Below are 26,411 nucleotides of genomic sequence, written 5' to 3' on the forward strand. Positions count from 1 at the left end.
TCCGCACGGCCGCGCGGACCCACCTTCCGGCTCAGCTGTTGCAGGACGTGAAGTCCGGGCTGGTCTGCGCCAGATAGATGCTGGACCGGCCCTGGTCGTCGCTCCGCAGCGGGACCGTGACGGTGTCCTGCGCCTTCCACGGGAAACCGTTCGCGTCGAAGGTCCATTCACCGGTCACCTTCGTCGCCAGCTCCGACAGCGCCACCCATCCGTACTGATGCGACGGCACGCTGATCGTCAGGCTGTTGCCGAGCTCCTCACTCAGGCTGTAGCTGACCTCACCGGAGATGGTGAGGCTGACGCTGGTCTGAACAGGGCTCGCGCTTCCCGCGCCGATCTGCCCGGTGAACGACACCCCGAGCTTGCTCGACCAGCCGGTGCTGGTCTTCAGCGAGAACGTCCACGGGACCGGCGCCTCGGTGCCGTTGTACCAGACGGGAGAGACGCAACTCTTCGGCAGCGGCTCGGCCGGGGCCTGGGAACCCTTCGTCCACGAGCAGGTCGCCGCGTCCTTCTGGCAGCGCTTCGACGCGTGATCCACAGCGGCCCGGAGCGCGGCGCCGGTCGCCGACGAGGGGATCTTCCACTGCTGCGCCTTGCTGCCGTTGCAGCCGTAGGTCTGGGTCCACGCGTCGTCGTACTGGGCGGCCAGGACGACGTCGATGCACTTGTTGTCACCGGCGTTGCGGATCATGAACGTGTCGCCGGCGCCGCTCACGGGCTGGAAGTACCAGCGCTGGCCGGACGACGCGGAACAGGACTGCTGCCTGAGCGGGTAGCCGGCTTCGACGCACTTGCCGGTGTCGTCGTTGACGAGGGTGAACGCCCCGTCGGCCTGCGTGTTGGCGTGCCACTTCTGATGGTGGCCCGGCGCGGAGTTGGTGACGATGAAGACGCCGTCCCCGGTGTTGCCGTTCTGTACGTCCAGGTTGCGGCCGCTGTTGACCGACGTGAAGCTCAGGCCGGTCAGCCCCGGTCCGTCATCTGCCCGGGCCGTCCCGGCCTGCGCGGCCAGGCCGAGGACGACGGCGAACGCGGCGATGAGGACGGCGAACGTTCCACGTAAGCCACTGAGTCTGGGCGATTTCATACCGGAACAACCCCCTTATTCGGTTAACGCGTTGGTGATGCAATCCACCTCGTTCAGTACGCTATCGCTCTCTTTGGCTCCGCGGCAGTGCGCCACGGTCAGCGCTCGGGCCGGTCAGCGCAGCAGCAGCTGCAGTCCGCCCACCACGGTCGCCGCGATCACCAGCCGCTCGAAGAGCAGCTGGTCGATGCGGTCGACACACAGCTTGCCGAGGATGGCGCCGGGGATCACGAAGAGGGCGAGGCCCGCGTCCAGCTTCAGGGAGTCGCCGTCGATCAGGCCGAGACCGACACTGAAGGGCACCTTGCACACGTTCACGATGAAGAAGAACCAGGCCGAGGTGCCCAGGAAGCCGAGCTTCCGGAAACCGGAGGAGATCAGGTAGAGAGACATCACCGGGCCGCCCGCGTTGGCGACCATGGTGGTGAACCCGCCGAGGGCGCCGTACGAACCGGCCTTGGCCCGGCCCCCGGCGCCGCCGGCCGGCTGACCGGCCGCCGCCCCGTCCGCCCCCGTACGCCGTCGCCACACCGTGACGGCGGCCATGAACAGCAGGATCGCGCCGATCGACACGCGCACCGCCGCGTCGTCGGCCCACAGCATGAACGCCCAGCCCGCCACCACCCCGACCGCGACCGCGGGAAGCAGCCGCCACAGGGTGGCCCAGTGGGCGTGCCGCCGGTAGGTGAACACGGCGAGCACATCGCCGACGATGAGCAGCGGCAGCAGCACCCCCGTCGACTCACGGGCGGGCAGTACGGCCGCGAAGATGGCGAGGCTGACCGTGTTGGCCCCGCTGACGGCGGTCTTCGAGAAGCCGACGAGCAGGGCCGCACCGGCGAGCGCGGCCAGTTCCCAGAGGGCGATGGTGTTCATGCCACGACACGATGCTACGTCCCCACCTGCGCGGAGGCGGCGGGGTGGGGTCGGGCCCCTCAGCGCCCCGCCGCCTCCTCCAGGGCCGCCCGCAGCGTACGGCTGTCGGTGAGGCCGTCGCCGGGCCGGGTCAGCCAGACATGGCCGCGCCGCACGCACCCCGGGCGGGGGCATCGCAGCACCCGGCCCGCCCCGGCCGCCGCGACCGTGCGGCGGCGGGCGTACGGGGTCCCGGCCAGCCAGCGCTTCCACTCGGCCGCGGAGCCGGGCGGGACGAGGAAGGTCAGCACATGGCTCGTAGTCGCCAGCATCACGGGCCCCGTCGCGGCGTCGCGCCGCTGCAGGGACTGGATCACCGCCGTGCCGATGTCGTCGGCCATCCGGACCAGGTCGAAGACGGTGCCCACCGGCAGATCGGCGAGGCCCTCGCCGCTGGCCCACTGGAGCCGTATCCGCCCGGGGTCGTCGCTGGCGGACAGCAGCCAGTCGGCCGCATCGGTCTCCACGGTGCCGCCCACAGGGCTCATGAGGCGCGCTCGAGCGGCAGGGTGAACCACACCTTCTTCCCCTCGCCCCCGGGGTCCGGCGGCTCGGTGCCCCAGTCGCTGGCGAGGCAGTCGACGATGGCGAGACCGCGGCCGCACTCCTCGGTCGGCGAAGCGCGGCGGAAGACGGGAATGACGGGCGAGCCGTCGGCCACCTCGACCCGCAGCTCATGGCCGAAGCATCCGGCGGCCTCCAGGGAGACGGTGATGGTCACGGTGTCGGCGGGGCCGGAGCTGCCGTGCTCGACCGCGTTGGCGAACAGTTCGTTGGTGGCGAGGACGGCACCGTCGACGAGCGCGCCGAGCCGCCAGTCGTTCAGATGGCCGGTGACCATGCGCCGCACCGCGGCGGCACGGTCGGGAAGGGCGGGGAATTCGGCCCGGAAGAGGCGGCGGGCGACCAGGGCGCTCATCGGCCCCTCCCCGCGCGGTTCGGGCCCGGTGATCCGGATGCAGTGGCGGTTGACGGACACCGCGAGGGCAGGGCGATCGCGCCCCAGGTCCTCGTCATCGGCCGGTGCCGGCCGCTGCGGCAGTCCTGGGAGGGATCGGCTCACGGTGTCCGTCCTCGTCGGTCTGTGGGCTCTCATGACATACAGGCACATGGAGTGGTTGACATTCGGTTACGCGGGTAGGCGCTTGCCGGCGACTGACAGCGCTGCATCTGAGCCGGTGGCGGTTGGTGCGCGCCCCCCGTCCGACCCGCCTGGACCGGCTGCCACGGACGGAGTCGACGCGGTCGCGATGGATGCCGGATACCGGCATGGTTCCTCCTTCGACGGCAGCTCGGAGCGTCATCGGTCACCGTCATGTAGAAAAACGGTTGAACCGACCGGTGGGCGAGAGGGCATGGGGGTTGTCCGGTTGTACGGGCGTAGTGGTTCGGGCCGCACGGCTCTGGCGGGGCAGGCGTGAGCGGGGACCGCGGCGGGGAATCCGCCCCGGCCGCTGGGCCCGGCCTGCCCGGTGTGTTCCGTCTGGACGGCAAGCGCGTGCTGGTCACCGGGGGCACCCGGGGGCTCGGCGAACAGATCGTGCGGCTGCTGGCCGCCACCGGCGCGCGGGTGGCCACCTGTGCGCGGACGGCCGAGGACTTGCGGGCCCTCGAGGCGTCGCTGTCCTCGGAGCCGGATACGAGCCCGCCGGGGGCGCTGTTCACCGAGGCCCTCGATCTCACCGCGCCGGACCGGCTGGAGGCATTCGTCCAGGCATCAGCGGAACGTTTCGGCGGGCTGGACGGCGTCGTGGCGTGCGCGGGTGGAGCGCGGGGCCGCGGACTGCAGGAGGCGGACGCCCGGGACTGGTCGGCGACCTGGGAGCTGAACGTCGGCCATACGGCGCGGCTGGTCAAGGCCGCTGTGCCGCATCTGCGGCACAGCGGCGGCGGCTCGGTGGTGGTGGTCGCCTCCATCTCCGGCTGGAAACCGGGACCGCAGGCGCAGTACGGGGCGGCCAAGGCCGCCCAGATCCATCTGGCGGCCTCACTCGCCCGCGAACTGGGCCCGGACCACATCCGGGTGAACGCGGTCTCACCCGGCTCGATGCTCATCCCCGGCAAGCGCTGGGACCGGATGCGCGCCGAGGAGCCGGAGAGGTACGCCCGGTTCACGGCCGAGGTTCCGGCCGGCCGGCTGGTCACACCGCTGGAGGTCGCCCGGGTCGTGGCGTTTCTGCTCTCCGACGCCTCCAGCGGGGTCTCGGGCGCGCATGTGCCCGTGGACCGGGCCCAGAACGCCCCCACCCCGAACGGCTACTGACGCCCCATCGGCGACGAAGGGGACGAAGGGGGGTGTCACCCGATCCGGTGACCCCCTCCACGCCCGTACGCCCGTACGCCCGTACGCCCGGCAGACCCCCGGTCCCCCGCTCCGGGGGCCCGCCGCGCGCCGCGGTCAGGCCGCGGACCCGAGCACCGCCCGGGAGCGATGCTCGAACTCGCGCACCATGGGCTCGCCCCGCCGGGGCCGCAGCCGGCTGCGGAAGTCGCGCAGCGCCTGGATCGAGCGCTCGCTGTGCACCCCGCTGAGGGTGTCCAGCGCCTCGCCCGCGGTGCCGATGGCCTCGTCCAGCCGGTTCTGCTGGAGGTAGGCCGTGGCGAGGACGGAGCGGCTGATGGCCTGGCGGCGGCGCCGGTCGGCGTTGGCGCGCACCGACTCGGTGGCCGCGTTCTCGGCCTCCGTCGCGTTGCCCAGGTCCCGGAAGCACAGGGCCGCCTCGGCCGCCAGATAGTGGTGGTCCAGGAAGCGCACCCAGGGCGACTCCTGCTGGGCGCCCCGGCTCGCCTCCAGCTGGGCTTCGGCGGCGCGCAGCGCCTTGGACGCCTCCCGGGGCTGGTCGAGCGCCGCATGACCGCGGGCGGCCATGGCGTGCAGCCGCATCAGACCGAGCGGACTGCCCGCGTTCTTCGCGGTGGCGACGCCGACCCGGGCCAGTTCGACGCCCGACTCCGCCTGGCCGAGGTTGGTGGCCAGATGGGACAGGCCGGCCAGGATCTGGCCGCCGAGCACCCGGTCGCCGCCCTCGGCGCACAGCCGCAGCGCCTGGGTCATATAGCGCTGGGCCAGGCCGTATTCGGCGTTGTCGTAGGAACTCCAGCCGGCCATCGCGGCCAGCTTGGCGGCCGCGGTGAACAGCTGGCGCCGCTCGTGCGGCGGCGCGCCGCGCTGCTGGAGCATCGGCACGACCTCGGTCGACAGATAGAGCACGATGCTGGCGCGGACCTGGCCGCCGCCGAAGCGGTTGTCCATCTCGTCGAACATGCTGATGGCCGCGTGGACCTGCTCGACACGGCCGCCATCGGCCGCGGAGGAGAGCCGGGGGGTGTCCTGGTTCTCGACCAGCCACAGCAGCCATTCGCGCTGCGGGGTCACCAGGGCTCCGGCGACGAAGGGCACCGCGCCCAGCAGGCTGCGGCGGGAGATATCGGTGGAGCCGAGTTCGGCGAGCGTGTGCAAGGTCTCTGCTACGTCCTCCCGGTAGGCCAGCGCTCTGGCGACGACGGGGCGCTGACGGTCGGCGATGAAGCCGAGCTCGGCGGGCGCCAGCGGCCGGCCGAGCCGGTGGGAGAGCACGGCGGCGATCAGTTCGGGCGTGTTGCCGCGCGGCTGTCCGCCCTGCAACCAGCGGGTGACGGACGCCTTGTCGTAGTTCGACTCGTGTCCTTGTCTGCGGCCCAGTTCGTTGACCCGGTGCGCCAACGAGGCGTAGGAGCAACCGGATTCCTTGAGGGCCGCGGCCAACGCGGCGTTGGCGGGGGCGCCCTGGCGCCCGCTTCCCGGCTGTGCGCCCGGCATCACCGTAACCCTCCCCGGCACGCGCCACGGAGGGTTTCGGGATCCCCGCCGCACGGCGCCGTACTCAACGGCTGTGTCAACGACGTTGTGGACAAAGGAGGTTGGGAGCCCCCGCCGTGGAGGGTGAGATGGGTCACCCGCTCACTATGCGTGGTGGGTCACTCACCCCGCAACCTTCGTTCTGATAATTTCAGAACGATCCGCATAGCCCTGTCTGTGTCGTCGGGCTCGTGGCACACTGTCCAGGCACACTGTGCAGGCATATGACAGCCACTCCGGGAGGCGGGACGTGAGCGAGGCACGGCCGAGCGGCGCCGCCCCCACCGTCTTACGCAGGGTCCTCGGCAAGCGGTTGCGGCACTTGCGGGAGAGGGCCCGGTTTTCCTTCGAAGAGGCAGCTCAGGCCATCGAAGTGACCCCGTTGACGGTGCGCCGGATGGAGAAGGCGGAAGTCGGCCTCAAGATCCCGTACGTCAAGGAACTGCTGCGGAATTACGGCGTCCGGGGACCGGAGATCGAGAGCTTCCTCGCCCTCGCCCGGGAGGCCAACCAGCCCGGCTGGTGGCATCAGTTCCGGGACGTACTGCCCGACTGGTTCAGTGCGTATGTCAGCTTGGAGAGCGAGGCCACCGTCATCCGTGCGTATGAGCCGCACTACGTCCCCGGGCTGCTGCAGACCGAGGACTACGCCCGGGCGGTGCTCCGTATCGGCTTCCCCAACGACACCGAGGAGGAGTTGGAGCGCCGGATCGCCCTGCGCCTCCAGCGGCAGAGCCTGCTCACCAAGCCGGACGCGCCGATCATGTGGGCCATCCTCGACGAAACCGTGCTGCGCCGCCCCGTCGGTCCCAGCGAGGTGATGCGGCGCCAGATCGATCACATCATCGACGCGCTGTCGATGCCGAAGGTCCGGCTGCAGATCATGCGCTTCGCGTCCGGGCCGCACCCCGGGGCCTTCGGCCCCTTCCACTACTTCCGCTTCGGGTTCTCCGAACTGCCCGACGTCGTCTACACCGAGAACCTCACCGGCGCGGTCTACGTGGACCGGCCGAAGGAGGTCGGGGCCTATCTGGAGGTCCTGGACCGGATGGCGGTCCAGGCGGACCCGATCGGCGACACCAGCACCATCCTGGCCGAACTGCGTAAGGAGCTGTGATGACAGACCCCGTCTACACCGGGATGCCGGCCACGGACCTGGGTACGGAGGGCTGGGAAAAGCCCTGGAGCGGGTCCAACGGAGGCACCTGCATCGAGGCCAAGCGGCTGGCGGACGGCCGGGTGGCCCTCCGCCAGTCCACCGACCCGGACGGGCCCGCCCTGATCTACACCCGTTCCGAGGTCGCCTCCTTCCTGGAGGCCGCCAAGGCGGGCGAGGCCGACTTCCTCATCGCCTAGGCCCCTCGCGTCGGCATCGCGCAGGCCTCACACAGGCCCCCATCCGGCGGCCGCCCCCAAGGCGCGCCGGGCGTACCCCCTGACGGGCCATGGTTCGAAAACCACTACGGGCGCACAACCGCACAACCCCGTAGCGCACTCCCGCCCCCGCCACCCCGCCACGCACACTGAAGGCGCCGTGGCGGGCGGCGGTGTCGTCCCTCCATCCAATCCGGGTCGCTCCGGAACGACGGGAAGACGGGATGAAGCTCCAGCACGCGTATCCACAGCGGCGCACACTGATCGTCGAGGGGTGTGACGGCGTCCGCCGGGACGGGCTGCTGGCCGGGCTCGCGGAGCGGCACGGCTTCGCCGTCACCCGCCCCTCCCCCGACCTCCCGCACCTGGACCCGGTCCGGCCCTACCGCGAGCTGCTCCAGCACGACGGGGCGCTCGCGGTGGACGCGGGGCTGGTCGGCGAGCTGGTCTACGGGCCGCTGCGGCGCGGGCACTCCCGGGTCACCTGGATCCAGGCGTTCGACTTCGCGGAGGCGGTGGCCGAGCGCGACGGGGCGTTCGTCCATGTGACCGCGCCCGCGACCGTGCTGGAGGACCGGCTGGCCGCGCGCGGCGCCGGCGCGGCGGACCTCGCGGAGATCGACGCCGCGCTGACCGGCTTCGACCACGCCTTCCGCACCCTCGCCCAGCACGCCCCGGTGGTCACGGTCGACGAGGAGCCGCCGATGGAGCCCGGTTCCGGTCCGGGCGCGGAGCCGGGCCCGGGCGAGACTCCGGTGACGCTCCAGACGGCCTCCTTCGCCCGCCGCCTGCCACGGATTCGCTCACCCGTCCGCCGCTATGCCGGGAATCGCTGAACTCCCGGGCAGAGTCGGTAAGTTGGAGCCTCCCACAGGCATCACGTACGGCAGGAGAAGTCCCGATGACCAACGGTTCGTCCGCCCCCGGCCCCGGCCCCGACCAGCGGGCGTGGTCGAAGATCGACACGACCGTCCCGCACTCGGCCCGGATCTGGAACTACTGGATGGGCGGCAAGGACAACTACGAGGTCGACCGGATCGCCGGTGACCAGTACCGGGAGGTCGCCCCGAACATCGAGGTCATGGCCCGCGCCTCGCGCGCGTACCTCATCCGCACCGTCACCCATGTGGCGGGCGAGTGCGGGATCCGCCAGTTCCTGGACATCGGCACCGGGCTGCCCACCTACGACAACACCCACCAGGTCGCCCAGCGGGTGGCGCCCGAGGCCCGGATCGTCTACGTCGACAACGACCCGCTGGTGCTCCGGCACGCGCAGGCGCTGCTCACCAGCACCCCCGAGGGCGAGACCGACTACATCGACGCCGATCTGCACGAGCCGGAGCGGATCCTGGAGATGGCGGCGAAGACGCTGGACTTCGAGCAGCCCATCGCCCTGATGCTGATGGGCATCCTCGGGCACATCCAGGACTACGACGCGGCGGTGTCGATCGTCCGCCGGTTACAGCAGGCACTGCCCTCCGGCAGCTACTTCGTGCACTACGACAGCACCGACACCGACCAGGCGCTCAAGGAGGCCCAGCAGGGCTACGACGACACCGGCGCCGTGCCGTACGTGCTGCGCGGCCTCGAGGAGATCAGCCGCTTCTACGACGGCCTGGAGCTGGTCGAACCCGGTATCGTCTCGTGTCCGCTGTGGCGGCCCGGGCCGTCCGGGACGCCCGTCGAGACGACGGATGTGCACGGGGGCGTCGCGCGGAAACCATGACGAGGGCCGTCGCCGAACCGGCCGGCCGTGCCGACCAAACGAATGGTTCGGCCACCGGGCAGGTAACCCGCGGCCCCGCCCCGTCGTCAGACACGGCACCGGGGAAGCCGAGGCGGAGGGACGCGCGGGTGTTCGAGGTCGGAGCCTGGAGAGTGCCCTCGGTCAAACGGCGCTTGCGGGCGTCCGTCGCAGGGAAGGCCGCCGTCGTACGGCAGCGCGGCCCCCGGGAGGAGAGCTCGGCGCGGCCGCGGCACCTGGCCATCATCATGGACGGCAACGGCCGCTGGGCGTCCTCACGCGGCCTCTCCCGCACCCGGGGCCATGAGGCGGGGGTGCTGGCGCTGCCGCGCGTGGTGGACACGGCGCTGGAGGAGGGCGTCGAGCATCTGTCGCTGTTCTTCTTCTCCACCGAGAACTGGAACCGGCCGCGCGCCGAGGTGGCCGCCCTCATGCGGCTCACCGCCCAGCTGGCCGACGTCTTCCGCGCGTACGGCGAGCGCGGCGTACGGCTGCGCTGGCTCGGCTCCGAGGCCCGCCTCCCCCGCTCCACCCTGGCCGCGCTGCGCCGGGCCGAGGCCGAGACGGCCGGCAACCGCGCGATGACGCTGGCCTTCTGCTTCAACCACGGCGGGCGGGAGGAGATCGCCCGCGCGGCGACATCGCTGGCGCGGGCCTCGGCGGACGGGGCGCTGGACCCGGGCCTGATCGACGAGGCGCTGTTCACCCGGCACCTGCCGCACGGCGACCTCCCGGACATCGACATGCTGGTGCGGACGTCCGGGGAGCAGCGGATCTCGAACTTCATGCTGTGGCGCGCGGCCTACGCGGAGCTGTTCTTCGTGGACACGCTGTGGCCGGACTTCACGGCGGAGGAACTGCGCGGCCTGCTGGCGGCGTTCGCGGGGCGCAAACGCCGCTTCGGCGCGAGGTGATGCGGGAGAGTCCTAGCGGATCGGGACGCCGGAGAGGGTGCGGGCGATGACCAGGCGCTGGATCTCGCTGGTGCCCTCGAAGATGGTGTAGATCGCTGCGTCGCGGTGCATCCGCTCGACCGGGTACTCGCGGGTGAAGCCGTTGCCGCCGAGGATCTGGACCGCCTGGGCGGTGACCGTCTTGGCGGTCTCGCTGGCGAACAGCTTGGACATGGAGCCCTCGGCCGAGTCGAAGGGCTTGCCGTTCACGGCCATCCAGGAGGCGCGCCACACCAGCAGGCGCGAGGCGTCGATCCGGGTGCGCATGTCGGCGAGCTGGAAGGCGACGCCCTGGTTGTCGATGACGGGGCGGCCGAACTGCTGCCGGGTCTTGGCGTAGTCGAGCGCGACCTCGTACGCGGCGCGGGCGGTGCCGACGGCCATGGCGCCGACGGCCGGGCGGGACGCCTCGAAGGTGGCCATCGCGGCGTTCTTCAGCCGCTCCCCGCCCGCCGTGGCCCGCTCGCGGGCGCGGGCGAGGCGTTCGTCCAGCTTCTCCTTGCCGCCGAGCAGGCAGCTGCCGGGCACCCGTACGCCGTCGAGGACCACCTCGGCGGTATGGGAGGCGCGGATGCCGTGCTTCTTGAACTTCTGGCCCTGGGACAGGCCGGGGGTGCCGGGCGGGATGATGAAGGACGCGTGGCCCTTGGAGCCGAGCTCCGGGTCGACGGCCGCGACCACGACGTGGACGCCCGCGATGCCGCCGTTGGTGGCCCAGGTCTTGGTGCCGTTGATGACCCATTCGTCCTTGGCCTCGTCGTAGACGGCCCGGGTGCGCATGGCGGAGACGTCGGAGCCCGCGTCGGGCTCGGAGGAGCAGAAGGCGGCGACCTTCACGTCATTGGCGTCGCCGTACATCTGCGGGATCCAGGTGCCGATCTGCTCCTCGGTGCCGTTGGCGAGCACGCCGACGGCGGCCAGGCCGGTGCCGACGATGGACAGGGCGATGCCCGCGTCGCCCCAGAACAGCTCCTCCATGGTCATGGGGATGCCGAGGCCGGTGGGGTCGAAGTACTGCTGGGCGTAGAAGTCCAGGGAATACAGGCCGATCTTGGCGGCCTCCTGGATAATCGGCCAGGGGGTTTCCTCGCGCTCGTCCCATTCCGCGGCGGCGGGGCGCATGACGTCCGCGGCGAAGCCGTGGATCCACTCGCGCACTGCCTTCTGATCTTCGTTGAGTTCGAACGAGAACTCCGCCATGGCCCCTCCACCTGCTGCATCTGCTGTTACCTACGGTAACAGCAGTCTGTTACCGGCCAGTAGGAGATGTCAACTCCACGGCCGCGCGAACCCCTTGTCCCGGGCGGGTGTTACGTTGCGCAGATACGCGGAGCCCATACATGTAACGCGTGAAACATCAGGGGGCGGGGAGGCCACGTCATGGAGACCGGGACCAGCCAGCGCGAGGACCACCAGCAGCAGGCCGCCGCACGGCGGCGCAAGGAGCTGCTGGAGGCCGCCGACCGGGTGGTGCTGCGCGACGGCCCCGAAGCCTCGATGAACGCGATCGCCGCGGAAGCGGGCATCACCAAGCCCATTCTGTACCGCCATTTCGGCGACAAGGGAGGGCTCTACCGCGCCCTCGCGGTACGCCACACCGACGGCCTGCTCGCCTCGCTGCGCAACGCCCTGGACGCCCCCGCGCCCGACCGCCGCGGACGGGTGGCGGCCACACTGGACACCTATCTGGCGGCCATAGAGGCCCGGCCCCAGGTCTACCGCTTCCTGATGCATCCGGCCGACCAGGGCCAGCAGCAGGAGCAGGAACAGGGCTTCGACGTGGGCCACCACTCCGCCCCGCTGCTGCGCCGCATGGGCGACGAGCTGGCCAAGGTGATCGCCGACCGGGTCGAACTCGGCCCCGGCGGCGAGGAGGTGGCCCGGATCTGGGGCCATGGGATCGTCGGCATGATGCACGCCGCAGGCGACTGGTGGCTGCGGGAGCGGCCCTGCTCGCGCGAGCAGCTGGTGCATCACCTCACCGATCTGCTGTGGGGCAGGCTGGCCCTGGTGGACGACCGGATCGGCGCCCCGGGGTTCTGAGCGCCCCCTTACGGGCCTCGTTCACGGGCCTCGTCACGGAAGCCCCCGCTCTACGCCCGCTCGCGCGCCCACGGGGCGCGGCGGGCCGCCCACAGCACCCGGCGCCGCCGCAAGCCGTCCAGCCGGTCCAGGAACAGCCCGCCGTCCAGGTGGTCGCATTCGTGCTGCAGACAGCGGGCGAAGAAGCCGCTGCCCTCGACCCGCACCGGCTCCCCGGTCACCGTCACGCCCTCCACCACCGCCCGGTCGAAGCGCGGGGTGCCCGCCTCGATGCCCGGCAGCGACAGACAGCCCTCAGCGCCCCGCACGGTCACCCCGTCGGCCGTGACCGTGCGGGGGTTCACCACATGGCCCAGATGACGCCGCTCCTCGTCGTCCGGGCAGTCGTACACGAAGACCCGCAGCCCCACGCCGATCTGGTTCGCGGCGAGGCCCACCCCGCCCGCCGCGTACATCGTGGCGAACAGGTCCTCGACCAGCCCGGCGAGCCCGGCGTCGAACGCGGTGACCTCCTCGCAGGGCGCGCGCAGCGCCTGATCACCGAGCAGCCGCAGGGGCCGCACCCTCCCCCGGCTCCCCGGGATCGCGCCGTTTCGCATGAGAGCCAAGCGTACGGTCCCCCGGAAGGGCCGACGGAATTCGGGACACCGGCCGGATCTCGATAGGCTGATCCCCGACCGTGGCCTCCCGGCTGGCGATTCGGCACGGAGGGGGCGTACCACCGGTGCCTCGGGGGGCAGGTGCGGCGCCGGTATGCGAGGAGGATCGAGAGACGATGGCAGGCAACTCAGAGCCGCTGTCGCCACGTGCCAAGCTGGCCGTGACGGCGGGCAAGGCCGCGGCGGCGGTGTCGAAGGCCGCGGGCCGCGGCAGCGGATCGGTGATCGGCGGCAAGGTGGCCCTGCGCCTCGACCCCGATCTGCTCAGCAGGCTGGCGAACCACCTGGACGTGATCCTGGTGTCGGCGACCAACGGCAAGACGACGACCACCCGGCTGATCGCCGAGGCGCTGCGGGCCGCGGGCCCGGTGGTCTCCAACGCGCTCGGGGCCAATATGCCCGCGGGCATCACCTCGGCCCTGGCGGGCGGCTCCGACGCCCGCTACGGCGTGATCGAGGTCGACGAGAAGTACCTCGCCGGGGTCGCCCGCGACACCGAGCCCAAGGCCATCGCGCTGCTCAACCTCTCGCGCGACCAGCTCGACCGGGCCGCCGAGACCCGGATGCTCGCCGAGAAGTGGCGCGAGGGCCTGGCCGGTACGAAGGCCACGGTGATCGCGAACGCGGACGACCCGCTCATCGTCTGGGCCGCCTCCTCCAGCCCCAATGTGGTGTGGGTGGCCGCGGGCCAGGAGTGGAAGGACGACGCCTGGTCCTGCCCGTCGTGCGGCGGGGTGCTCCAGCGCCCCGGCGACGACTGGGTGTGCGGCGAGTGCGGCTTCCGCCGCCCGGTGCCCAGCTGGGCGCTGAACGGCGACTACGTGCTGGACCCGCACGGCGCGGCCTGGCCGATCCACCTCCAGCTGCCCGGCCGCGCGAACAAGGCGAACGCGGCCACCTCGGCGGCCGTGGCCGCGACCTTCGGCGTGCCCCCGCAGGTCGCGCTGGAGCGGATGTACCAGGTGCAGGCCGTCGCCGGCCGCTATGACGTGGTCACCTTCCAGGAGCGGCAGCTGCGGCTGCTGCTGGCGAAGAACCCGGCCGGCTGGCTGGAGACGTTCTCGCTGATCGACCCGCCGCCCACCCCGGTGATCCTCTCGGTGAACGCGCGCGGCGCGGACGGCACCGACACCTCCTGGCTGTGGGACGTGGACTACACCCGGCTCGCCGGGCACCCGATCTGCGTGATCGGCGACCGCAAGCTGGACCTCGCGGTGCGCCTGGAGGTCGCCGGGCTCGACTTCCGGGTCTGCGCCGACGCGGACGAGGCGGTGCGGATCTCCCCGCCCGGCCGCATCGAGGTGATCGCCAACTACACCGCGTTCCAGGACCTGCGCCGCCGGGTCGGCAACTGACCCCCGTACGAGGAGACACGACGATGCGTAGCACGAGCCAGAACGGCCTGCGTCTGGTCTGGGTCTACCCCGACCTGCTGAGCACGTACGGCGACCAGGGCAACGTCCTGGTGGTGGAGCGCCGGGCGCGCCAGCGCGGGCTGGACGTCTCCCGCCTGGACGTCCGCTCCGACCAGCAGATCCCCACCTCCGGGGACATCTACCTGATCGGCGGCGGTGAGGACCGCCCGCAGCGGCTGGCCGCCGAGCGGCTGATCCGGGACGGCGGGCTGAACCGCGCGGTCGCCAACGGGGCGATCGTCTTCTCGGTGTGCGCGGGGTACCAGATCCTCGGCCACGAGTTCATCAACGACCTCGGCCAGCGCCAGCAGGGCCTGGGGCTGCTGGACGTGATCAGCACCCGCGGCGAGGGGGCCCGCTGCGTCGGCGATGTGCTGGCCGACATCGACGACCCGCTGGGCCTGCCGCCGCTGACCGGGTTCGAGAACCACCAGGGCGTGACCCATCTGGGCCCGACCGCGCGCCCCTTCGCGCGCGTCCGGTTCGGCAACGGCAACGGCACGGGCGACGGCTACGAGGGCGCGTACAAGGACACCGTCTTCGGGACGTACATGCACGGTCCGGTGATGGCCCGCAATCCGCACATCGCGGACCATCTGCTGAAGCTGGCGCTCGATGTGAACGGGCTGCCGCCGGTCGACGACCAGTGGTACGAGGCGCTGCGCAACGAGCGGATCGCGGCGGCCACCGCCCAGCCCGCCTGACCCGTTCCCGGGCGGGTCCCCGGCGGGCCCGCCCGGTCGCTTGTAGGGTGGCGGTCGTCCCGCCGGACAGCGCGGTCCGGCCGTCGGCCTCTCGCAGACAGAGGAATCACGCGCCATGCGCATCGGTGTGCTCACGTCCGGCGGCGACTGCCCCGGGCTGAACGCGGTCATCAGGTCCATCGTCCACCGCGCCGTCGTCGACCACGGCGACGAGGTGATCGGCTTCCAGGACGGCTGGAAGGGCCTGCTGGAGTGTGACTACCGCAAGCTCGACCTGGACGCCGTGGGCGGCATCCTGGCCCTCGGCGGCACCATCCTCGGCTCCACCCGGGTGCAGCCCGCGCACCTGCGCGACGGGGTGGAGCGCGCGAAGGGCCATGTCGAGGAGCTGGGCCTGGACGCGGTCATCCCGATCGGCGGCGAGGGCACCCTGAAGGCGGCCCGGATGCTGTCGGACGCCGGGCTGCCGATCGTCGGAGTGCCGAAGACGATCGACAACGACATCGCCTCGACCGATGTGACCTTCGGCTTCGACACCGCGGTCGGGGTGGCGACCGAGGCCCTGGACCGGCTCAAGACCACCGCGGAGTCCCATCAGCGGGTGCTGATCGTCGAGGTCATGGGACGCCACACCGGCTGGATCGCGCTGCACTCGGGCATGGCCGCGGGCGCCCACGCGATCGTCGTACCGGAGCGCCCGTTCGACATCGAGGAGCTGGCCGCGACCGTCGGGGCACGGTTCGAGGCGGGCAAGAAGTTCGCCATCGTGGTGGCCGCCGAGGGCGCCAAGCCGCGCGAGGGCACGATGGAGTACGCGTCCGGGGAGCGGGACGTCTACGGCCACGAGCGGTTCGCCGGTATCGCCCGCCTGCTCTCCGTCGAGCTGGAAGGGCGGCTGGGGAAGGAGGCCCGGCCGGTGATCCTGGGCCATGTGCAGCGCGGCGGCACGCCGACGGCGTACGACCGGGTCCTGGCCACCCGCTTCGGCTGGCACGCCGTGGAAGCGGCGCACCGCGGCGAGTTCGGCAAGATCACGGCGCTGCGCGGCACGGACATCGTGCTGGTGCCCCTCGCGGACGCCGTGGAGCGGCTGAAGACGGTCCCCGCCGAGCGGTACACCGAGGCCGAGTGCGTGCTGTGATCTGACCGGTTCTAGGCTGGTGCGAGCACATTGTGGTGCGCATCGGGAGAACCCAGGAAGGCGCGGGATAGGGCATGGATCACGGCGGGCACGGCATGACGATGGATCTGCCGCCGTTCACGCTGTCGCGCGGGCTGGAGTTCGGCGGTGATCCCTTCTTCCTCGTCGGCTGTGTGCTCGCCCTCGCCCTGTACGGCTGGGGCGTCGCGCGGCTGCGGCGGCGCGGTGACCGCTGGCCGGTCGGGCGGCTGGCGGCGTTCGTGGCGGGTGTGCTGACCATCGTGGTCGCGATGTGCACCGGGCTGAACGACTACGGCATGGTCATGTTCAGCGTGCACATGGTCCAGCACATGATCATCAGCATGGTCTCCCCCATCCTCCTGCTGCTGGGCGCGCCGGTGACGCTGGCCCTGCGCGCCCTGCCGGCGGCCGGGCGGGGCCGCAAGGGGCCGCGGGAGCTGCTGGTGGCGCTTCTGCACAGCCGCTACATGCGGTTCATCACCCACCCGGTGTTCACGATCCCGCTGTTCATCGCGAGCCTGTACGGGCTGTACTTCACCCCGCTGTTCGACTTCCTGATGGGCTCCAAGGCCGGGCACATCGCGATGATGGTCCACTTCCTCGCGGTGGGCCTGGTCTTCTTCTGGCCGATCATGGGCGTGGACCCGGGGCCGCACCGGCCGGGCTATGTGATGCGGATGCTGGAGCTGTTCGCGGGGATGCCCTTCCACGCGTTCTTCGGGATCGCGCTGATGATGGCGAGCGCGCCCATGGTCGGCACGTTCGAGCATCCGCCCGGCTCGCTGGGGATCGACGCGCTGGCCGACCAGAACGCGGCGGGCGGCATAGCCTGGGCGTTCAGCGAGGTCCCGTCGGTGATCGTGCTGGTGGCGCTGGTGTACCAGTGGTACCGGTCCGACCAGCGCCAGGCGCGGCGCGACGACCGTACGGCGGACCGCGACGGCGATCAGGAACTCGCCGCCTACAACGCCTATCTGGCGTCGCTCCAGGCCCGCGGGCGCTAGGCGGTTTCGTCGGCGTCCAGCGGGTTGGCGCGCCGCCGCGCAGAGCCGCTGTGTGTGCTCAGCTCGTGAGAGAGCAACTCCGGCACGCGCCCTGGCTTCTCGCGGTCCACATGGCATCGCGCCAGGCCGGCGCGATCGGCCGGGCCAGGAGCCGACCGCTGTGGAGCTCGGGACCGCTCCGGGCGGCCGACTGGGGTTGCGTTGAGGTCCAGGCCGCGAGGCGGTTGCGGACCTCCTCCTCGCGGCCGGAGGCCACGAGCTTGTGCTGCGCGTAGACGCGCACCGTCTCCAGCATCCGGAAGCGTGAGCTGCCCGCTCCCCGCAGGGGTGCCAGGAGCGACTTGCCGACCAGCCGGCCGACGGTGTCTACCACCTCCGCGCCGGACAGGGTCGCGTCCGCGCAGACGTGTTCCGCGGCGTCGAGGTCCCAGGTGCCCCCGAGCACGGACAAGTCGCGGAAGACCCGCTTCTCCTCGGCGCCGAGGAGTTCATGGCTCCAGTCCAGCGTCGCGTACAGGCTGCGATGCCGCTCGGGAGCGGGGACCGGGGCCTGAGAGAGGATATGGAGGCCGTCGGCGAGCCGCGCCTCGATGTCCGGGACGGTGAGCATGCGGGTGCGGCCGACAGCCAGTTCGATGGCCAGCGGCAGGCAGTCCAGGCGGCGGCACACCGCTGCCGCGCTCGCCCGCGTGGCGTCATCCCACCCCAGGTCCGGCGTGGCCGCGGTCATCCGGGCCCGGAACAGCTCGACCGCCTCGCCGAGCGGCAACGGGCGCAGCGGGAAGGCCGTTTCGCCGGGCACGGCCAGCGCCTCCCTGCTCGTGGCCAGCACGGTCAGAGCGGAGCAGCCGCGCATCAGGGTGTCGACGGTGTGGGCCGCGCCCTGGCGTACGTGTTCGCACGTGTCGACCACGAGGAGCATCCGCTTTCCGGCCAGGGCGGCCTTCAGACGGGCGAGTTGAGGGATCCAGTCGGGCGAATCCGGGATGGCGAGCGCCTCGGCGAATGCGGCGATCAGCCGGTCGGGGCCGGCACCGGCGGGAAGTGAGGCGAGTTCCACCAGGCAGATGCCGTCCGGGAATTCCTCGCGCAGACTGTCCGCCGCCTGGAGGGCGATCCGGGTCTTGCCCACGCCGCCCGGACCGACCACGGTCACCAGGCGGTTCCGCCGCACCGCTGCTGTGATGGTCCCGAGGTCCGCGCGCCGTCCGACGAACGCGTCGAGCGGCGGGACGAGTCCGCCCGTCCGGCCCGTCTCACCGGTGGTCCGGGGCCCTGACCCTGACCCGGGACCCACCCGGCTCAGGGCGTTCTGAGGCCCCGGCGGCGGCGTCGTGGCGGTGAGCCCCCGTCGCGGGGCGTTCAGTGCGTGCGTGTCGTGGGCCAGTAGAGCGGCGTGCAGTGCGCGCAAGGGAGGGGAAGGACTCACCCCCAGGGCGTCGCGGAGTACTCCGCGCGTGGCGTCGAAAACCTCGAGCGCCTCGGCCTGTTGGCCCGCTCCGTAGAGCGCCCGCATCAGCAGCCCGCGCAGACTCTCGCGCAGCGGGTGCTCGGCGACCAGCGCCTTCAGCTCCGGCACCAGGGCGACGTGCTGCCCCTGGGCAAGCCGCGCCTCCGCGAGGTGCTCGGATGCCACGACGCGCAGTTCATGCAATCGCGCCCGCTCACCGGCGATGGCCACGGAGTCGCCCGCGCCCGCCAGCGCCGGGCCCCGCCACAGCCGCAGTGCCTCCTGCAGCACCGCCGCCGCTTCGGCCGGGCGCCCTCGGTCGAGGTGGTCGTTGCCCTCGACGGCGAGCCGTGCGAAGCGGGTCGCGTCGAGCATGTCCGCCGAGAGTCCCATCCGGTATCCGAGGCCCTTCCGGGTCTGCAGCAGGCCGCTGTTCTTGCCCAGCAGGACGCGCAGCTTGGCTATGTGCAGGTGCAAAGCGTTGACCGGGTCCTTGACGGGTCGGCCGGCCCATAATTCCTCGATCAGAAAATCCCGTTTCACCACCGCGGGTGCTTGGACGAGCAGCAGTGCCAGCAGAGTCGACAACCGGGCGCCCCGAAGGGGGAGGGAGGCACCGTGCTGCATCAGCATCTGTACCGGCCCCAGGACCTGGAAGAACATACGAACAGTATCCAGAGCGTTACTTTCCAGAGCGATCAGCTTTCGCCAGCGATGCCGTAGTTGCGTCCTAACGTCCCCAAAATACTAGTCATCTTTTTAGGACGACAGAGCGAGCACAGACCGCGGCGGCAGCGGGACAGGTGCACCACAGGGCCACGACAGAACCGTTTGCTGGAATCGCTTCACAGCCCAGCGCCACCCACCAGATTCAGGCAGAGGGAGGGTCCCATGGACACGTCGTGGAGCTCCGGTCGGCCACCGCGCCCGCAGGATCGCCGATGACCGCTGCGGTGCCGCCCCGCGTGGAGGCGGCCGGGAGCGCGGGATGGGTACGCCAGGTGCTCGCCGCCCGCTGGGGACCGCGGTGGTCCGGTGTCCCCGTGCGGCCGCTCTCGGCCGGTGACACCGCGCCGCTCAGTCACACCGCGGGCCTGTGGTACGTGGAGCGCCCCGAGGGGGGCTACGTACTGAAGGTCCAGCTGAATCCCGACGCCGCACGGGAGCCGCGATTCTATCCGCTCAAGGAAGAAATCCTCGCGCATTGCCGCAGCCACGGGGTGCCCGCCCCGGCGGCCGTGGCGGCCTCGGACGGCGCCACCAGCGTCTGGCACGACGGGCTGGTGTGCGAACTCGCTCCGCTCGCGCCGGGCGCCGCGTCCGGCGAGCTCACGCCCGCCCGGGCCGCCGCCGTCGTACGCACCGGGCTCGGGCTGCGCCGCGCCCTGGACCGGCCGCCGGACGGGGTGGCGGACGGGCTCGCCCCGATCCGGCTGCCCCGGCTGGTCGACGAGGAACACTGGCCGTCCGCCCTGCGGGATGCCGAGGAGCGGCTGCTGCCACTCGCGGAGCGGCGCGGCGACAGCTGGGGACGGGCGGCCGCCTCGGCGCTGCGCGGTGTCGTCGCGTCGGGTCGGCTGCTGCGAGAGGCCGGACCGGCCGCGGCGGGCGAACGGCCCGCCAGGCCCGCGGTGGTGCACGGCGATCTGCACTACCACCACTTCCTGTTCTCCCCCACGGGCGACCCCACGGGCGACCGTGCGGGCGAAGCCGATGGCCCTGACGTCGTAGCCGTGCTGGACTTCGACAATCTGCACGTCGGCGACCGGTTGCTGGACCTCGCCTGGCTGGCCGAGATGGCGGGGCGGGTGGCCGGCGAGACCGGCCGCCGCCGCTCCCTCGCCGCGTTCCGGGAGGCGGCGACGGCCGCCGGCCTGCTCGCGCCGGGCGAGGAGCGGCTGTTGATGCCGCTCCTGATGGCCCACTCGCTGCCGGTGATCGTCGACATTGCCAAGGACATCCTGCTCAGGGACATCCTCAGCCCTGCGTGGACCGAGTACTTCGACCTGCTCGCGTCCCCGCGCAGGCTTCGGATCCACCAGTCCCTCGTCTCTCCACTCCCGCGCTGAGCGCGTCGGGGCACACCCTCACAGAGAGAGGTTCCTCATGTCTGTCCAAGAGTCCACGCTGTCGTCGTGGCCGACCGACCTGTCCGCCTACTGCTTCGAGGTCCCGCACTCCGAGGACGCGGTGCTCTTCACCTCCGGCAAGGGAATCCGGCTGCAGGACGCCGGCGGCCGCAGCTATCTGGACGGCCTGTCGGGCGTGTTCGTCACCTGCTTCGGCTACGACTGCGAGCCCATCAAGCGGGCGGTGGAGGACCAGCTGCGGACGCTCCCCTTCAACCCACCCCTGCACGGCACCAATCACGCCGCACTGGAGCTGGCCCGGGGCCTGGTCGACCTGGCGCCGCCCGGCATCACGGCGGCCAAGCTGGTCAACGGCGGTTCGGAGAGCGTCGAGGCGGCGGTCCGGCTGGCCCGGCTCCACCACCGTACGCACGGCAATCCCGACAAGATCAAGGTGCTCAGCCACTACCACGGTTACCACGGCGCCACCTTCGGCTCGCTGTCGCTGACCGGGCGTCCCGATGTCGGGCGCTTCGGCCCGGGCCTGGGCGGCTTCCTCCACGTCTGGCCGCCGGACTGCCTGGAGTCCTTCTGGGGCGTGCCGCCCGAGGAGTCGGGAGCGCTGGCCGCATCGATCATCGAGCGGACGATCGAGGCCGAGGGTCCGGATTCGGTGGCCGCCCTGGTCATCGAGCCGGTCATCCATCTGCGCGGCATGGCGATCCCGTCGGCCGACTACCTCACGCGGCTTCGGGAGATCTGTGACCGGCACAACGTGCTGCTCGTCTTCGACGAGATCGTCACCGGATTCGGCCGCACCGGCAGTCCGTTCGCCGCCCAGACCTTCGGCGTCACCCCGGACATCATGTGCGTCGGCAAGGGCATATCCGGCGGTTACGCCCCGCTGGCCGCGGTGCTGATGGCCGAGCGGGTCGCCGCGATCCTCGGTGACTCCGGCGGTCCGCTGGCCTTCGCCCCCTCGCACACCTACGCGGCCAACCCCATGGCCTCGGCTGCGGGCCTGGCCGCGGTGAACCTGTTCCGGGACGGCGACTTCCCGGCGCGGATCGGCAAGCTGTCGGAGTACATCGAGCCGCGGCTGCGGGAGCTGATCGGCGGGCGCGGCACCGTGCGGTCGATCGGACTGCTGTACGGGGTCAAACTGCTGGAGGACGGCGGCGAACGGCCGATCGGCGAACGGTTCGCCCGGGCGTGCCTGCGGCGCGGCCTGATCATCCGTGGCCAGGACGACTGGTTCGTCATGGCTCCCGCCTTCGTGACGGCCGAAACCGAGGCGGACGAAATGCTGCACGTCCTCGCCGCCGCCCTCGACGAGGTGTGCGGGAGCGGTCGATGACCGGGCTGAGCAGTCTCTTCGCCGAGCCGGGTCAGGCCGCGCTGCCCCGGCTGACGCCCGAGGAGAACACGGTGGTGCGGCGCGAACTGGCCGAGCTGGAAGCGGGCGATTACAGTGGTCCGCTGCTCGATTCGCTGCGCAAGCTCGCGGCCGCCGTTCCCGAGCGGGTCCATGACGACAGCGCCCGGGTACTGCTGCGGATGCACGAGATCGCGGGCTCGGGGAACTACCAGAGCTGCCTGTCGTCCCTGCCGCTCGTACGCGCCTGCTTCGCGCTCGGACTCATCACCGCGGACTCCGAGGAAGGCCGGGGCCCGGCCGAGCTGATCGTCGGCCGGGGACACATCGCGCCGAGCTTCTACGCCGAGCACTACGTCCGTGGCACCTTCCCGTTCACGCCGCTGGCCACCCTGCACCAGGGCGGACTGACCGGGGTGATCCACCGGGACCTGGGCTTCCGCAACACCATGCGGTACAGCCTCGGTGTGGGCGTCGCGCAGGCGGTGAGCCTCGCCACCGCGATGGCCGGGCGGGGCGACGACCGCAAGGTGGTCTGCCTGGCCGGCGACGGCGAGTTGCAGGAGGGCGTGGTCTTCGAGTGCCTGCGCTTCGCCCACGACGCGGGTCTGACCAATCTGGTCCTGGTCGTGGACGCCAACGACAAGGGCATCGAGCCGCTCCCGAGGCCGCTCAGCCGCGACTACCTGGCCAGCTATCTGCACCGCGTCGAGGAGGTCGACGGCCTGGACGAGAAGGCCGTCGCGGACTCGCTCGGCGAACTGCTGGGCGCGCCGGGGCCGGCGGCGCTGGTGTGCCGGACCCGCAAGGGCGACCACAGTTTCAAGCCGAAGCCGGCCGAGGGCTCGGCCGCGCCGGCGAAGCCCGCCAAGGTGTCCTTCGCCGCGACCACCGGACGGATGCTGGCCGACCGCCAGGAGCGCACCGGCCGGGAACTCGCGGTGTTCACCGCCGACATGGCGAACCGCTTCGGGCTGCGCGGCAAGGTGCCGTACACCAACACCGGGCTCGCGGAGACGCTCAGCCTCGGCCTGACCCTCGCGCTGCCCGAGCGGACGCTGAAGGTGGTCGCCACCGACGCGATGTACTACATGGACTCGCTCAGCATGCTCACCGAGGCGACCACCAGCGTGCGCAATCTGCTGGTGCTGGCCGGGCGCAGCTGGGGGGCCTGGGGCGGCGCGCACAACGCCGCGAACCTGCTCGGCCTGGTGATGAACACCCGCGTCTACGAGCCGGTGACCGAGGCGGAGTTCGACGCCTGCCTGGACCGGCTGGACCGCGACCCGGACGTCACGCACGTTCTCAGCACGGTCGACGCGAAGTTCGACCCGCCCGGGGCGGACTGCTCCGCCGACGTGGACGGCGGAGTGTGGATCACCCCGCCCGCCGCCGGCGACCTGGGGACCGCCCTGGTCACCTTCGGCTACGCGACCGTACTCGTCGCGGAGGCCAACCGGGACCTCGGCCTGCCGCATCTGCACTGCGCGGCGCTCGACCCCGAGCTCGACGCGGAGACCGTCGCGCTCTTGCGCGGCAGCGAACGGCTGCTGGCCATCGAGTACAACGGGGCGTACGGCGGCTTCGGCGAGCGGCTGCGCACGAAGTACCTGCTCCCGGCCGAGGTGCACGGCGTACAGCGGGACATCGCCAACCGCGTGCACGACAAGCAGCTCCGGCTGCACCGGATGAGCCCGGCTCAGCTGCACGAACTGCTCGGCGGAAGGCCGTCGGACGCGGACGGCGAGGACCGCCCCCAGGAGGAGGCCCGCCGTGCGGCTGCACGCGCATGACTACCGGGCGCCGGACGCCTCGGGCATCGTCGACGGCGCCATCCTCATGCATCGTGAGGTGGCCGAACTGCTGGACGGCCACCGGAGCGTGGCCTGGCACGATCTGACCCGCGGCACCGGGAGTGTCGCATCGGCCTCGCCGGGCGATGTGGTGTACGCCGGGGCAGGCCCGTACGCCTTCCTGTACCACCTGTGGCGGGAGCGTACGAAGGGCCGCTTCCGGATCGTCCGCGAGGTGCACACCGCGCTGTGGTCCGGCTACTGGGCGCAGGAGGAGCTGTGCGCGCCGCTGCTGCGTCCCGGTGACCTGGTGCTGTTCCCGACCGAGTACACGCGCCGGCTGTTCATCCGGCACCTGGCGTCGGTCACCGAGGACAACTCGGCGGTCGCCTACCCCATGCTCGACCGGCTGCCCCGGCTTCCCCCGGCCCGGATACCGGCGCCCGACGAGCCGCTGCGCATCGGCTACCTCGGTGCTCTGTCCCTGGCGAAGAACTTCGACCAGGTGCTGTCGGTCTTCGCTCGCTGCCACCGGGCGAGCCCGGGGCGCGTGAGTCTGCTGTGCGCGGGCAAGCCGAACCATACCCGCTGGGAGACCGATTCGGTGCTGGCGGAGCTGGGCCGGCAGGGGGCCGAGCCGGATGCCGTCCGGATGCTCGGCGTCCTGGGGCAGCACGAACTCGCCGGGTTCTTCTCGGAGATAGATGTGCTGCTGTTCCCGAGCACCGCGTCGCGCGAGACGCTCGGCCGCGTGGTGCTGGAGGCGCTCGCCCACGGGATTCCGGTCCTGGGCGCCGATATCGGCCCAGCCGTCGAACTGCTGCCCGCGCGCAATCTGGTGCCGACGGTGCTCGACACCGAGACCGCGTTCTCCATGGGCAGGGTCGAGGCGCTCGGCCGGGTCGACGAGGACGCACTCGTGGAGAAGCTGTGCGGCCGCGACTTCGAACCCGCGGACATGACTGCCGAGTCGCCGTACCAGGACCGGACGTTCCTGCGGGCGCTGTCCGGCGAGGCGGTGCGACAGGAGATCGCCTACGACGCCCGGCTGACCGATCGGCTGACGGTGGAGCGGCGGAAGGGCGTCGACCTGGACCGGGCGCTGGCACGGTCCGAGCAGATCTTCACCGATTTCTTCCGGCGCCGCCGGGACGACGGCCTGCTGTCCGCGGTGGACGCCCTGCCGGAGGAGTCGGCCCAGGACCGGCGGCAGCTGCGGCGCCTGATCACCGAAGGAAGCCGCAATCTGGCGGACTACCGGGCATTCCCCCGGCTCCTGGACGCCCTGGTGCTGCCCCCGCTCGGCTACGGCCTGACGCCGGAGCCCGTAAGCGCAACGCATGGGAAGGACATGACGGCATGACGACAACGGAATCCGGGACCGGGACCGATACGGGGACGGGGCTCGCCGGCAAGGTGGCGCTGGTCATCGGCGGTGGCCGGGGCATCGGCGCAGCCGCGGTGGAGGCGCTGGCCCGGCAGGACGCGACCGTGGTGGTGGCCGACACCGACCGGCTGCCCTCGGCGTTCAACCACTACCGGTCCACCCGGGTGAGCGGCTTCGCCGACGCCCAGAAGCTGGCGGCCCGGCTGAGCGAGGCGGGGCTGCGGGTGACCGCGGCGGAGGTCGATGCCACCGACGAGGCCGCGGTGCGCGAGCTGTACGGGTCGCTGGCAGGCGGCCCGGGGCGGCTCGACGTGGTCGTCAACGCCTTCGGGGTGACCCATGTCAGCCCGGTGGAGCAGATGGAGCTCACGGAGTTCCAGCAGGTGGTGTCCGGGAATCTGGACGGCGTCTTCCTGTCCTCCAAGCACGCTGTGCCGCTGTTGCGCGACTCCGGCGGCGGGGCGATCATCAACTTCTCCTCGGTGTCGGGGCGCAGCGGCTTCGCCAAGGTGGCGCACTACTGCGCCGCGAAGTTCGGGGTGATCGGCTTCTCCTCCTCGCTCGCCCTGGAGGTGGCCCGCGACGGCATCCGGGTCAACGCGATCTGCCCCGGGATGATCCGGACCACTATGTGGAGCTATCTCCTGTCGGCGTTCGTCCGGCCCGGCGAGACCGAGGACGAGTGCTGGGAGCGGATGCGCACCATGATTCCCCAGCGGGAGTTCCAGACCCCCGAGGACATCGCGGAGCTGGTGGTCTTCCTGGCCACGGCGACGAAGGTCACCGGCCAGGCGATCAGCGTCGACGGCGGGATGACGGCATGACGGCGACGCAGCCCACGGGCGCCGCACAGCCGGAGGTCGTGTTCGGCTTCGACGAGGGCTGGAGCTGGTCGGCCGAGCCGCTCTCCTGCTCGCGTACCGGCGGGTCGCTGGAGGTCACCGCGCCGGGAGGGGCCGATCTGTTCGCCATGCCCGGCGCCCACGAGGCGAGCGGACTGCCGCTGCTCCAGCGCACGATCCGGGGCGACTTCACCGTCTGGACCCGGATCTCGGTCGACGGCGCCGCGTTCGGCGACGCGGGCGGGATCGCCCTGCACGGCCCCGAGGACTGGTTGAAGGTCTGTGTGGAACGGGTCAAGGCGGGTGGCTGGGCGGTGGTCACCGTGCTGTCCCGGCCGGTGTCCGACGAGGCGCTGGGGCCGGCGCTGGCCGGTCCCGAAGCGGAGCTGCTGGTGACCCGCGAGGGGCCCCGGCAGGCGGTGTTCTTCCGTGAGGCGCCCGAGGACGACTGGCGGTTCGTACGAACGTTCTTCGGCTTCTCGGAGCCGGAGCTGCGGCTGGGGCTCTTTGTCCAGGCTCCGTTCACCCCGTCCGCCTCGGCCGTCTTCGACCCGGTCAGGCTCCGCGCCACAGCCCTGCCCGACCGGAGGTGAC

At 71.7% G+C, this 26,411-nt stretch carries 25 protein-coding genes; 17 read left to right on the forward strand and 8 right to left on the reverse strand.

The features are described 5' to 3' along the window. Positions 1 to 31 precede the first annotated feature (31 nt). From ACFZCY_RS16310 to ACFZCY_RS16325, 4 genes are all read right to left on the reverse strand, one after another. Positions 32 to 1,090, reverse strand: coding sequence for an RICIN domain-containing protein (locus ACFZCY_RS16310; RefSeq protein ID WP_391173267.1), 1,059 nt, complete (start codon positions 1,088 to 1,090; stop codon positions 32 to 34). Positions 1,091 to 1,204: 114 nt separating this feature from the next. Further along, positions 1,205 to 1,966, reverse strand: coding sequence for a TSUP family transporter (locus ACFZCY_RS16315; protein WP_391173270.1), 762 nt, complete (start codon positions 1,964 to 1,966; stop codon positions 1,205 to 1,207). Positions 1,967 to 2,025: 59 nt separating this feature from the next. Further along, positions 2,026 to 2,493, reverse strand: coding sequence for a hypothetical protein (locus ACFZCY_RS16320; protein ID WP_391173273.1), 468 nt, complete (start codon positions 2,491 to 2,493; stop codon positions 2,026 to 2,028). After that, on the reverse strand, positions 2,490 to 3,068 hold the full coding sequence (locus ACFZCY_RS16325) for an ATP-binding protein (RefSeq protein WP_391173276.1): 579 nt from the start codon (positions 3,066 to 3,068) through the stop codon (positions 2,490 to 2,492). Before ACFZCY_RS16325 ends, ACFZCY_RS16320 begins: the two co-directional genes overlap by 4 nt. A 354-nt stretch (positions 3,069 to 3,422) precedes the next feature. Here ACFZCY_RS16325 and ACFZCY_RS16330 point away from each other — a divergent pair, with 354 nt between their 5' ends. After that, positions 3,423 to 4,268 (forward strand): SDR family oxidoreductase, encoded by an 846-nt coding sequence (locus tag ACFZCY_RS16330; RefSeq protein WP_391173280.1) that lies wholly within the window; start codon positions 3,423 to 3,425, stop codon positions 4,266 to 4,268. 135 nt (positions 4,269 to 4,403) lie between these two features. On the opposite strand, the gene ACFZCY_RS16335 is transcribed toward ACFZCY_RS16330, so the two are convergent. Further along, positions 4,404 to 5,804: a hypothetical protein gene (locus tag ACFZCY_RS16335; protein ID WP_391173282.1), complete on the reverse strand. Its 1,401-nt coding sequence runs from the start codon at positions 5,802 to 5,804 to the stop codon at positions 4,404 to 4,406. Between the two features lie 289 nt (positions 5,805 to 6,093). Here ACFZCY_RS16335 and ACFZCY_RS16340 point away from each other — a divergent pair, with 289 nt between their 5' ends. From ACFZCY_RS16340 to uppS, 5 genes are all read left to right on the forward strand, one after another. After that, positions 6,094 to 6,960, forward strand: coding sequence for a Scr1 family TA system antitoxin-like transcriptional regulator (locus ACFZCY_RS16340; RefSeq protein WP_391173285.1), 867 nt, complete (start codon positions 6,094 to 6,096; stop codon positions 6,958 to 6,960). After that, positions 6,960 to 7,199, forward strand: coding sequence for a DUF397 domain-containing protein (locus tag ACFZCY_RS16345; RefSeq protein WP_391173287.1), 240 nt, complete (start codon positions 6,960 to 6,962; stop codon positions 7,197 to 7,199). Before ACFZCY_RS16340 ends, ACFZCY_RS16345 begins: the two co-directional genes overlap by 1 nt. A gap of 242 nt (positions 7,200 to 7,441) precedes the next feature. Beyond that, complete coding sequence (locus tag ACFZCY_RS16350; RefSeq protein ID WP_391173289.1) at positions 7,442 to 8,053, forward strand: hypothetical protein; 612 nt, start codon at positions 7,442 to 7,444, stop codon at positions 8,051 to 8,053. 65 nt (positions 8,054 to 8,118) lie between these two features. After that, on the forward strand, positions 8,119 to 8,943 hold the full coding sequence (locus tag ACFZCY_RS16355; RefSeq protein ID WP_391173291.1) for an SAM-dependent methyltransferase: 825 nt from the start codon (positions 8,119 to 8,121) through the stop codon (positions 8,941 to 8,943). Between the two features lie 128 nt (positions 8,944 to 9,071). Beyond that, positions 9,072 to 9,875, forward strand: a complete 804-nt coding sequence (gene uppS / locus ACFZCY_RS16360) for a polyprenyl diphosphate synthase (protein WP_391173295.1) — start codon at positions 9,072 to 9,074, stop codon at positions 9,873 to 9,875. Between the two features lie 12 nt (positions 9,876 to 9,887). On the opposite strand, the gene ACFZCY_RS16365 is transcribed toward uppS, so the two are convergent. Beyond that, positions 9,888 to 11,114, reverse strand: coding sequence for an acyl-CoA dehydrogenase family protein (locus ACFZCY_RS16365; protein WP_391173298.1), 1,227 nt, complete (start codon positions 11,112 to 11,114; stop codon positions 9,888 to 9,890). Between the two features lie 180 nt (positions 11,115 to 11,294). Here ACFZCY_RS16365 and ACFZCY_RS16370 point away from each other — a divergent pair, with 180 nt between their 5' ends. Next, entirely contained in the window at positions 11,295 to 11,957 is a 663-nt protein-coding gene (locus ACFZCY_RS16370; protein WP_391173301.1) for a TetR family transcriptional regulator, read from the forward strand. A gap of 50 nt (positions 11,958 to 12,007) precedes the next feature. On the opposite strand, the gene def is transcribed toward ACFZCY_RS16370, so the two are convergent. Beyond that, positions 12,008 to 12,556 carry a peptide deformylase gene (gene def / locus ACFZCY_RS16375; protein ID WP_391173308.1) on the reverse strand — a complete coding sequence of 183 codons (549 nt, stop codon included), beginning with the start codon at positions 12,554 to 12,556 and terminating at the stop codon, positions 12,008 to 12,010. Positions 12,557 to 12,732: 176 nt separating this feature from the next. On the opposite strand from def, the gene ACFZCY_RS16380 reads away from it, so the two are divergent. From ACFZCY_RS16380 to ACFZCY_RS16395, 4 genes are all read left to right on the forward strand, one after another. Then, positions 12,733 to 13,971, forward strand: coding sequence for a MurT ligase domain-containing protein (locus tag ACFZCY_RS16380; RefSeq protein WP_361484378.1), 1,239 nt, complete (start codon positions 12,733 to 12,735; stop codon positions 13,969 to 13,971). A gap of 23 nt (positions 13,972 to 13,994) precedes the next feature. Further along, positions 13,995 to 14,735, forward strand: coding sequence for a type 1 glutamine amidotransferase (locus ACFZCY_RS16385; RefSeq protein WP_391173312.1), 741 nt, complete (start codon positions 13,995 to 13,997; stop codon positions 14,733 to 14,735). Between the two features lie 115 nt (positions 14,736 to 14,850). After that, positions 14,851 to 15,876, forward strand: a complete 1,026-nt coding sequence (locus ACFZCY_RS16390; protein WP_391173315.1) for an ATP-dependent 6-phosphofructokinase — start codon at positions 14,851 to 14,853, stop codon at positions 15,874 to 15,876. 74 nt (positions 15,877 to 15,950) lie between these two features. Continuing rightward, the gene (locus ACFZCY_RS16395; protein ID WP_391173317.1) at positions 15,951 to 16,901 is read left to right on the forward strand and encodes a cytochrome c oxidase assembly protein; all 951 of its coding nucleotides are present in this window, start codon (positions 15,951 to 15,953) and stop codon (positions 16,899 to 16,901) included. Between the two features lie 58 nt (positions 16,902 to 16,959). On the opposite strand, the gene ACFZCY_RS16400 is transcribed toward ACFZCY_RS16395, so the two are convergent. After that, positions 16,960 to 19,014, reverse strand: a complete 2,055-nt coding sequence (locus tag ACFZCY_RS16400) for a BTAD domain-containing putative transcriptional regulator (RefSeq protein WP_391173320.1) — start codon at positions 19,012 to 19,014, stop codon at positions 16,960 to 16,962. A 278-nt stretch (positions 19,015 to 19,292) separates the two neighbouring features. Between ACFZCY_RS16400 and ACFZCY_RS16405 the strand changes: the two genes are divergently transcribed. The 6 genes from ACFZCY_RS16405 to ACFZCY_RS16430 are packed head-to-tail and all read left to right on the forward strand — an operon-like array spanning position 19,293 to position 26,410. Beyond that, positions 19,293 to 20,420, forward strand: a complete 1,128-nt coding sequence (locus ACFZCY_RS16405) for a phosphotransferase (RefSeq protein ID WP_391173323.1) — start codon at positions 19,293 to 19,295, stop codon at positions 20,418 to 20,420. A 37-nt stretch (positions 20,421 to 20,457) separates the two neighbouring features. Beyond that, positions 20,458 to 21,777 carry an aminotransferase class III-fold pyridoxal phosphate-dependent enzyme gene (locus ACFZCY_RS16410; protein ID WP_391173326.1) on the forward strand — a complete coding sequence of 440 codons (1,320 nt, stop codon included), beginning with the start codon at positions 20,458 to 20,460 and terminating at the stop codon, positions 21,775 to 21,777. Beyond that, positions 21,774 to 23,588, forward strand: a complete 1,815-nt coding sequence (locus tag ACFZCY_RS16415; protein WP_391173329.1) for a 1-deoxy-D-xylulose-5-phosphate synthase N-terminal domain-containing protein — start codon at positions 21,774 to 21,776, stop codon at positions 23,586 to 23,588. The genes ACFZCY_RS16410 and ACFZCY_RS16415 overlap by 4 nt, the downstream gene beginning before the upstream one ends. Next, entirely contained in the window at positions 23,569 to 24,951 is a 1,383-nt protein-coding gene (locus ACFZCY_RS16420; protein ID WP_391173332.1) for a glycosyltransferase, read from the forward strand. The genes ACFZCY_RS16415 and ACFZCY_RS16420 overlap by 20 nt, the downstream gene beginning before the upstream one ends. Then, the gene (locus tag ACFZCY_RS16425; RefSeq protein ID WP_391173334.1) at positions 24,948 to 25,799 is read left to right on the forward strand and encodes an SDR family oxidoreductase; all 852 of its coding nucleotides are present in this window, start codon (positions 24,948 to 24,950) and stop codon (positions 25,797 to 25,799) included. Before ACFZCY_RS16420 ends, ACFZCY_RS16425 begins: the two co-directional genes overlap by 4 nt. After that, complete coding sequence (locus tag ACFZCY_RS16430) at positions 25,796 to 26,410, forward strand: DUF1349 domain-containing protein (protein WP_391173337.1); 615 nt, start codon at positions 25,796 to 25,798, stop codon at positions 26,408 to 26,410. The genes ACFZCY_RS16425 and ACFZCY_RS16430 overlap by 4 nt, the downstream gene beginning before the upstream one ends. Position 26,411 lies beyond the last annotated feature (1 nt).

Origin of the sequence: Streptomyces sp. NPDC007983 (assembly GCF_042958345.1) — a bacterium.
Classification (GTDB): domain Bacteria; phylum Actinomycetota; class Actinomycetes; order Streptomycetales; family Streptomycetaceae; genus Streptomyces.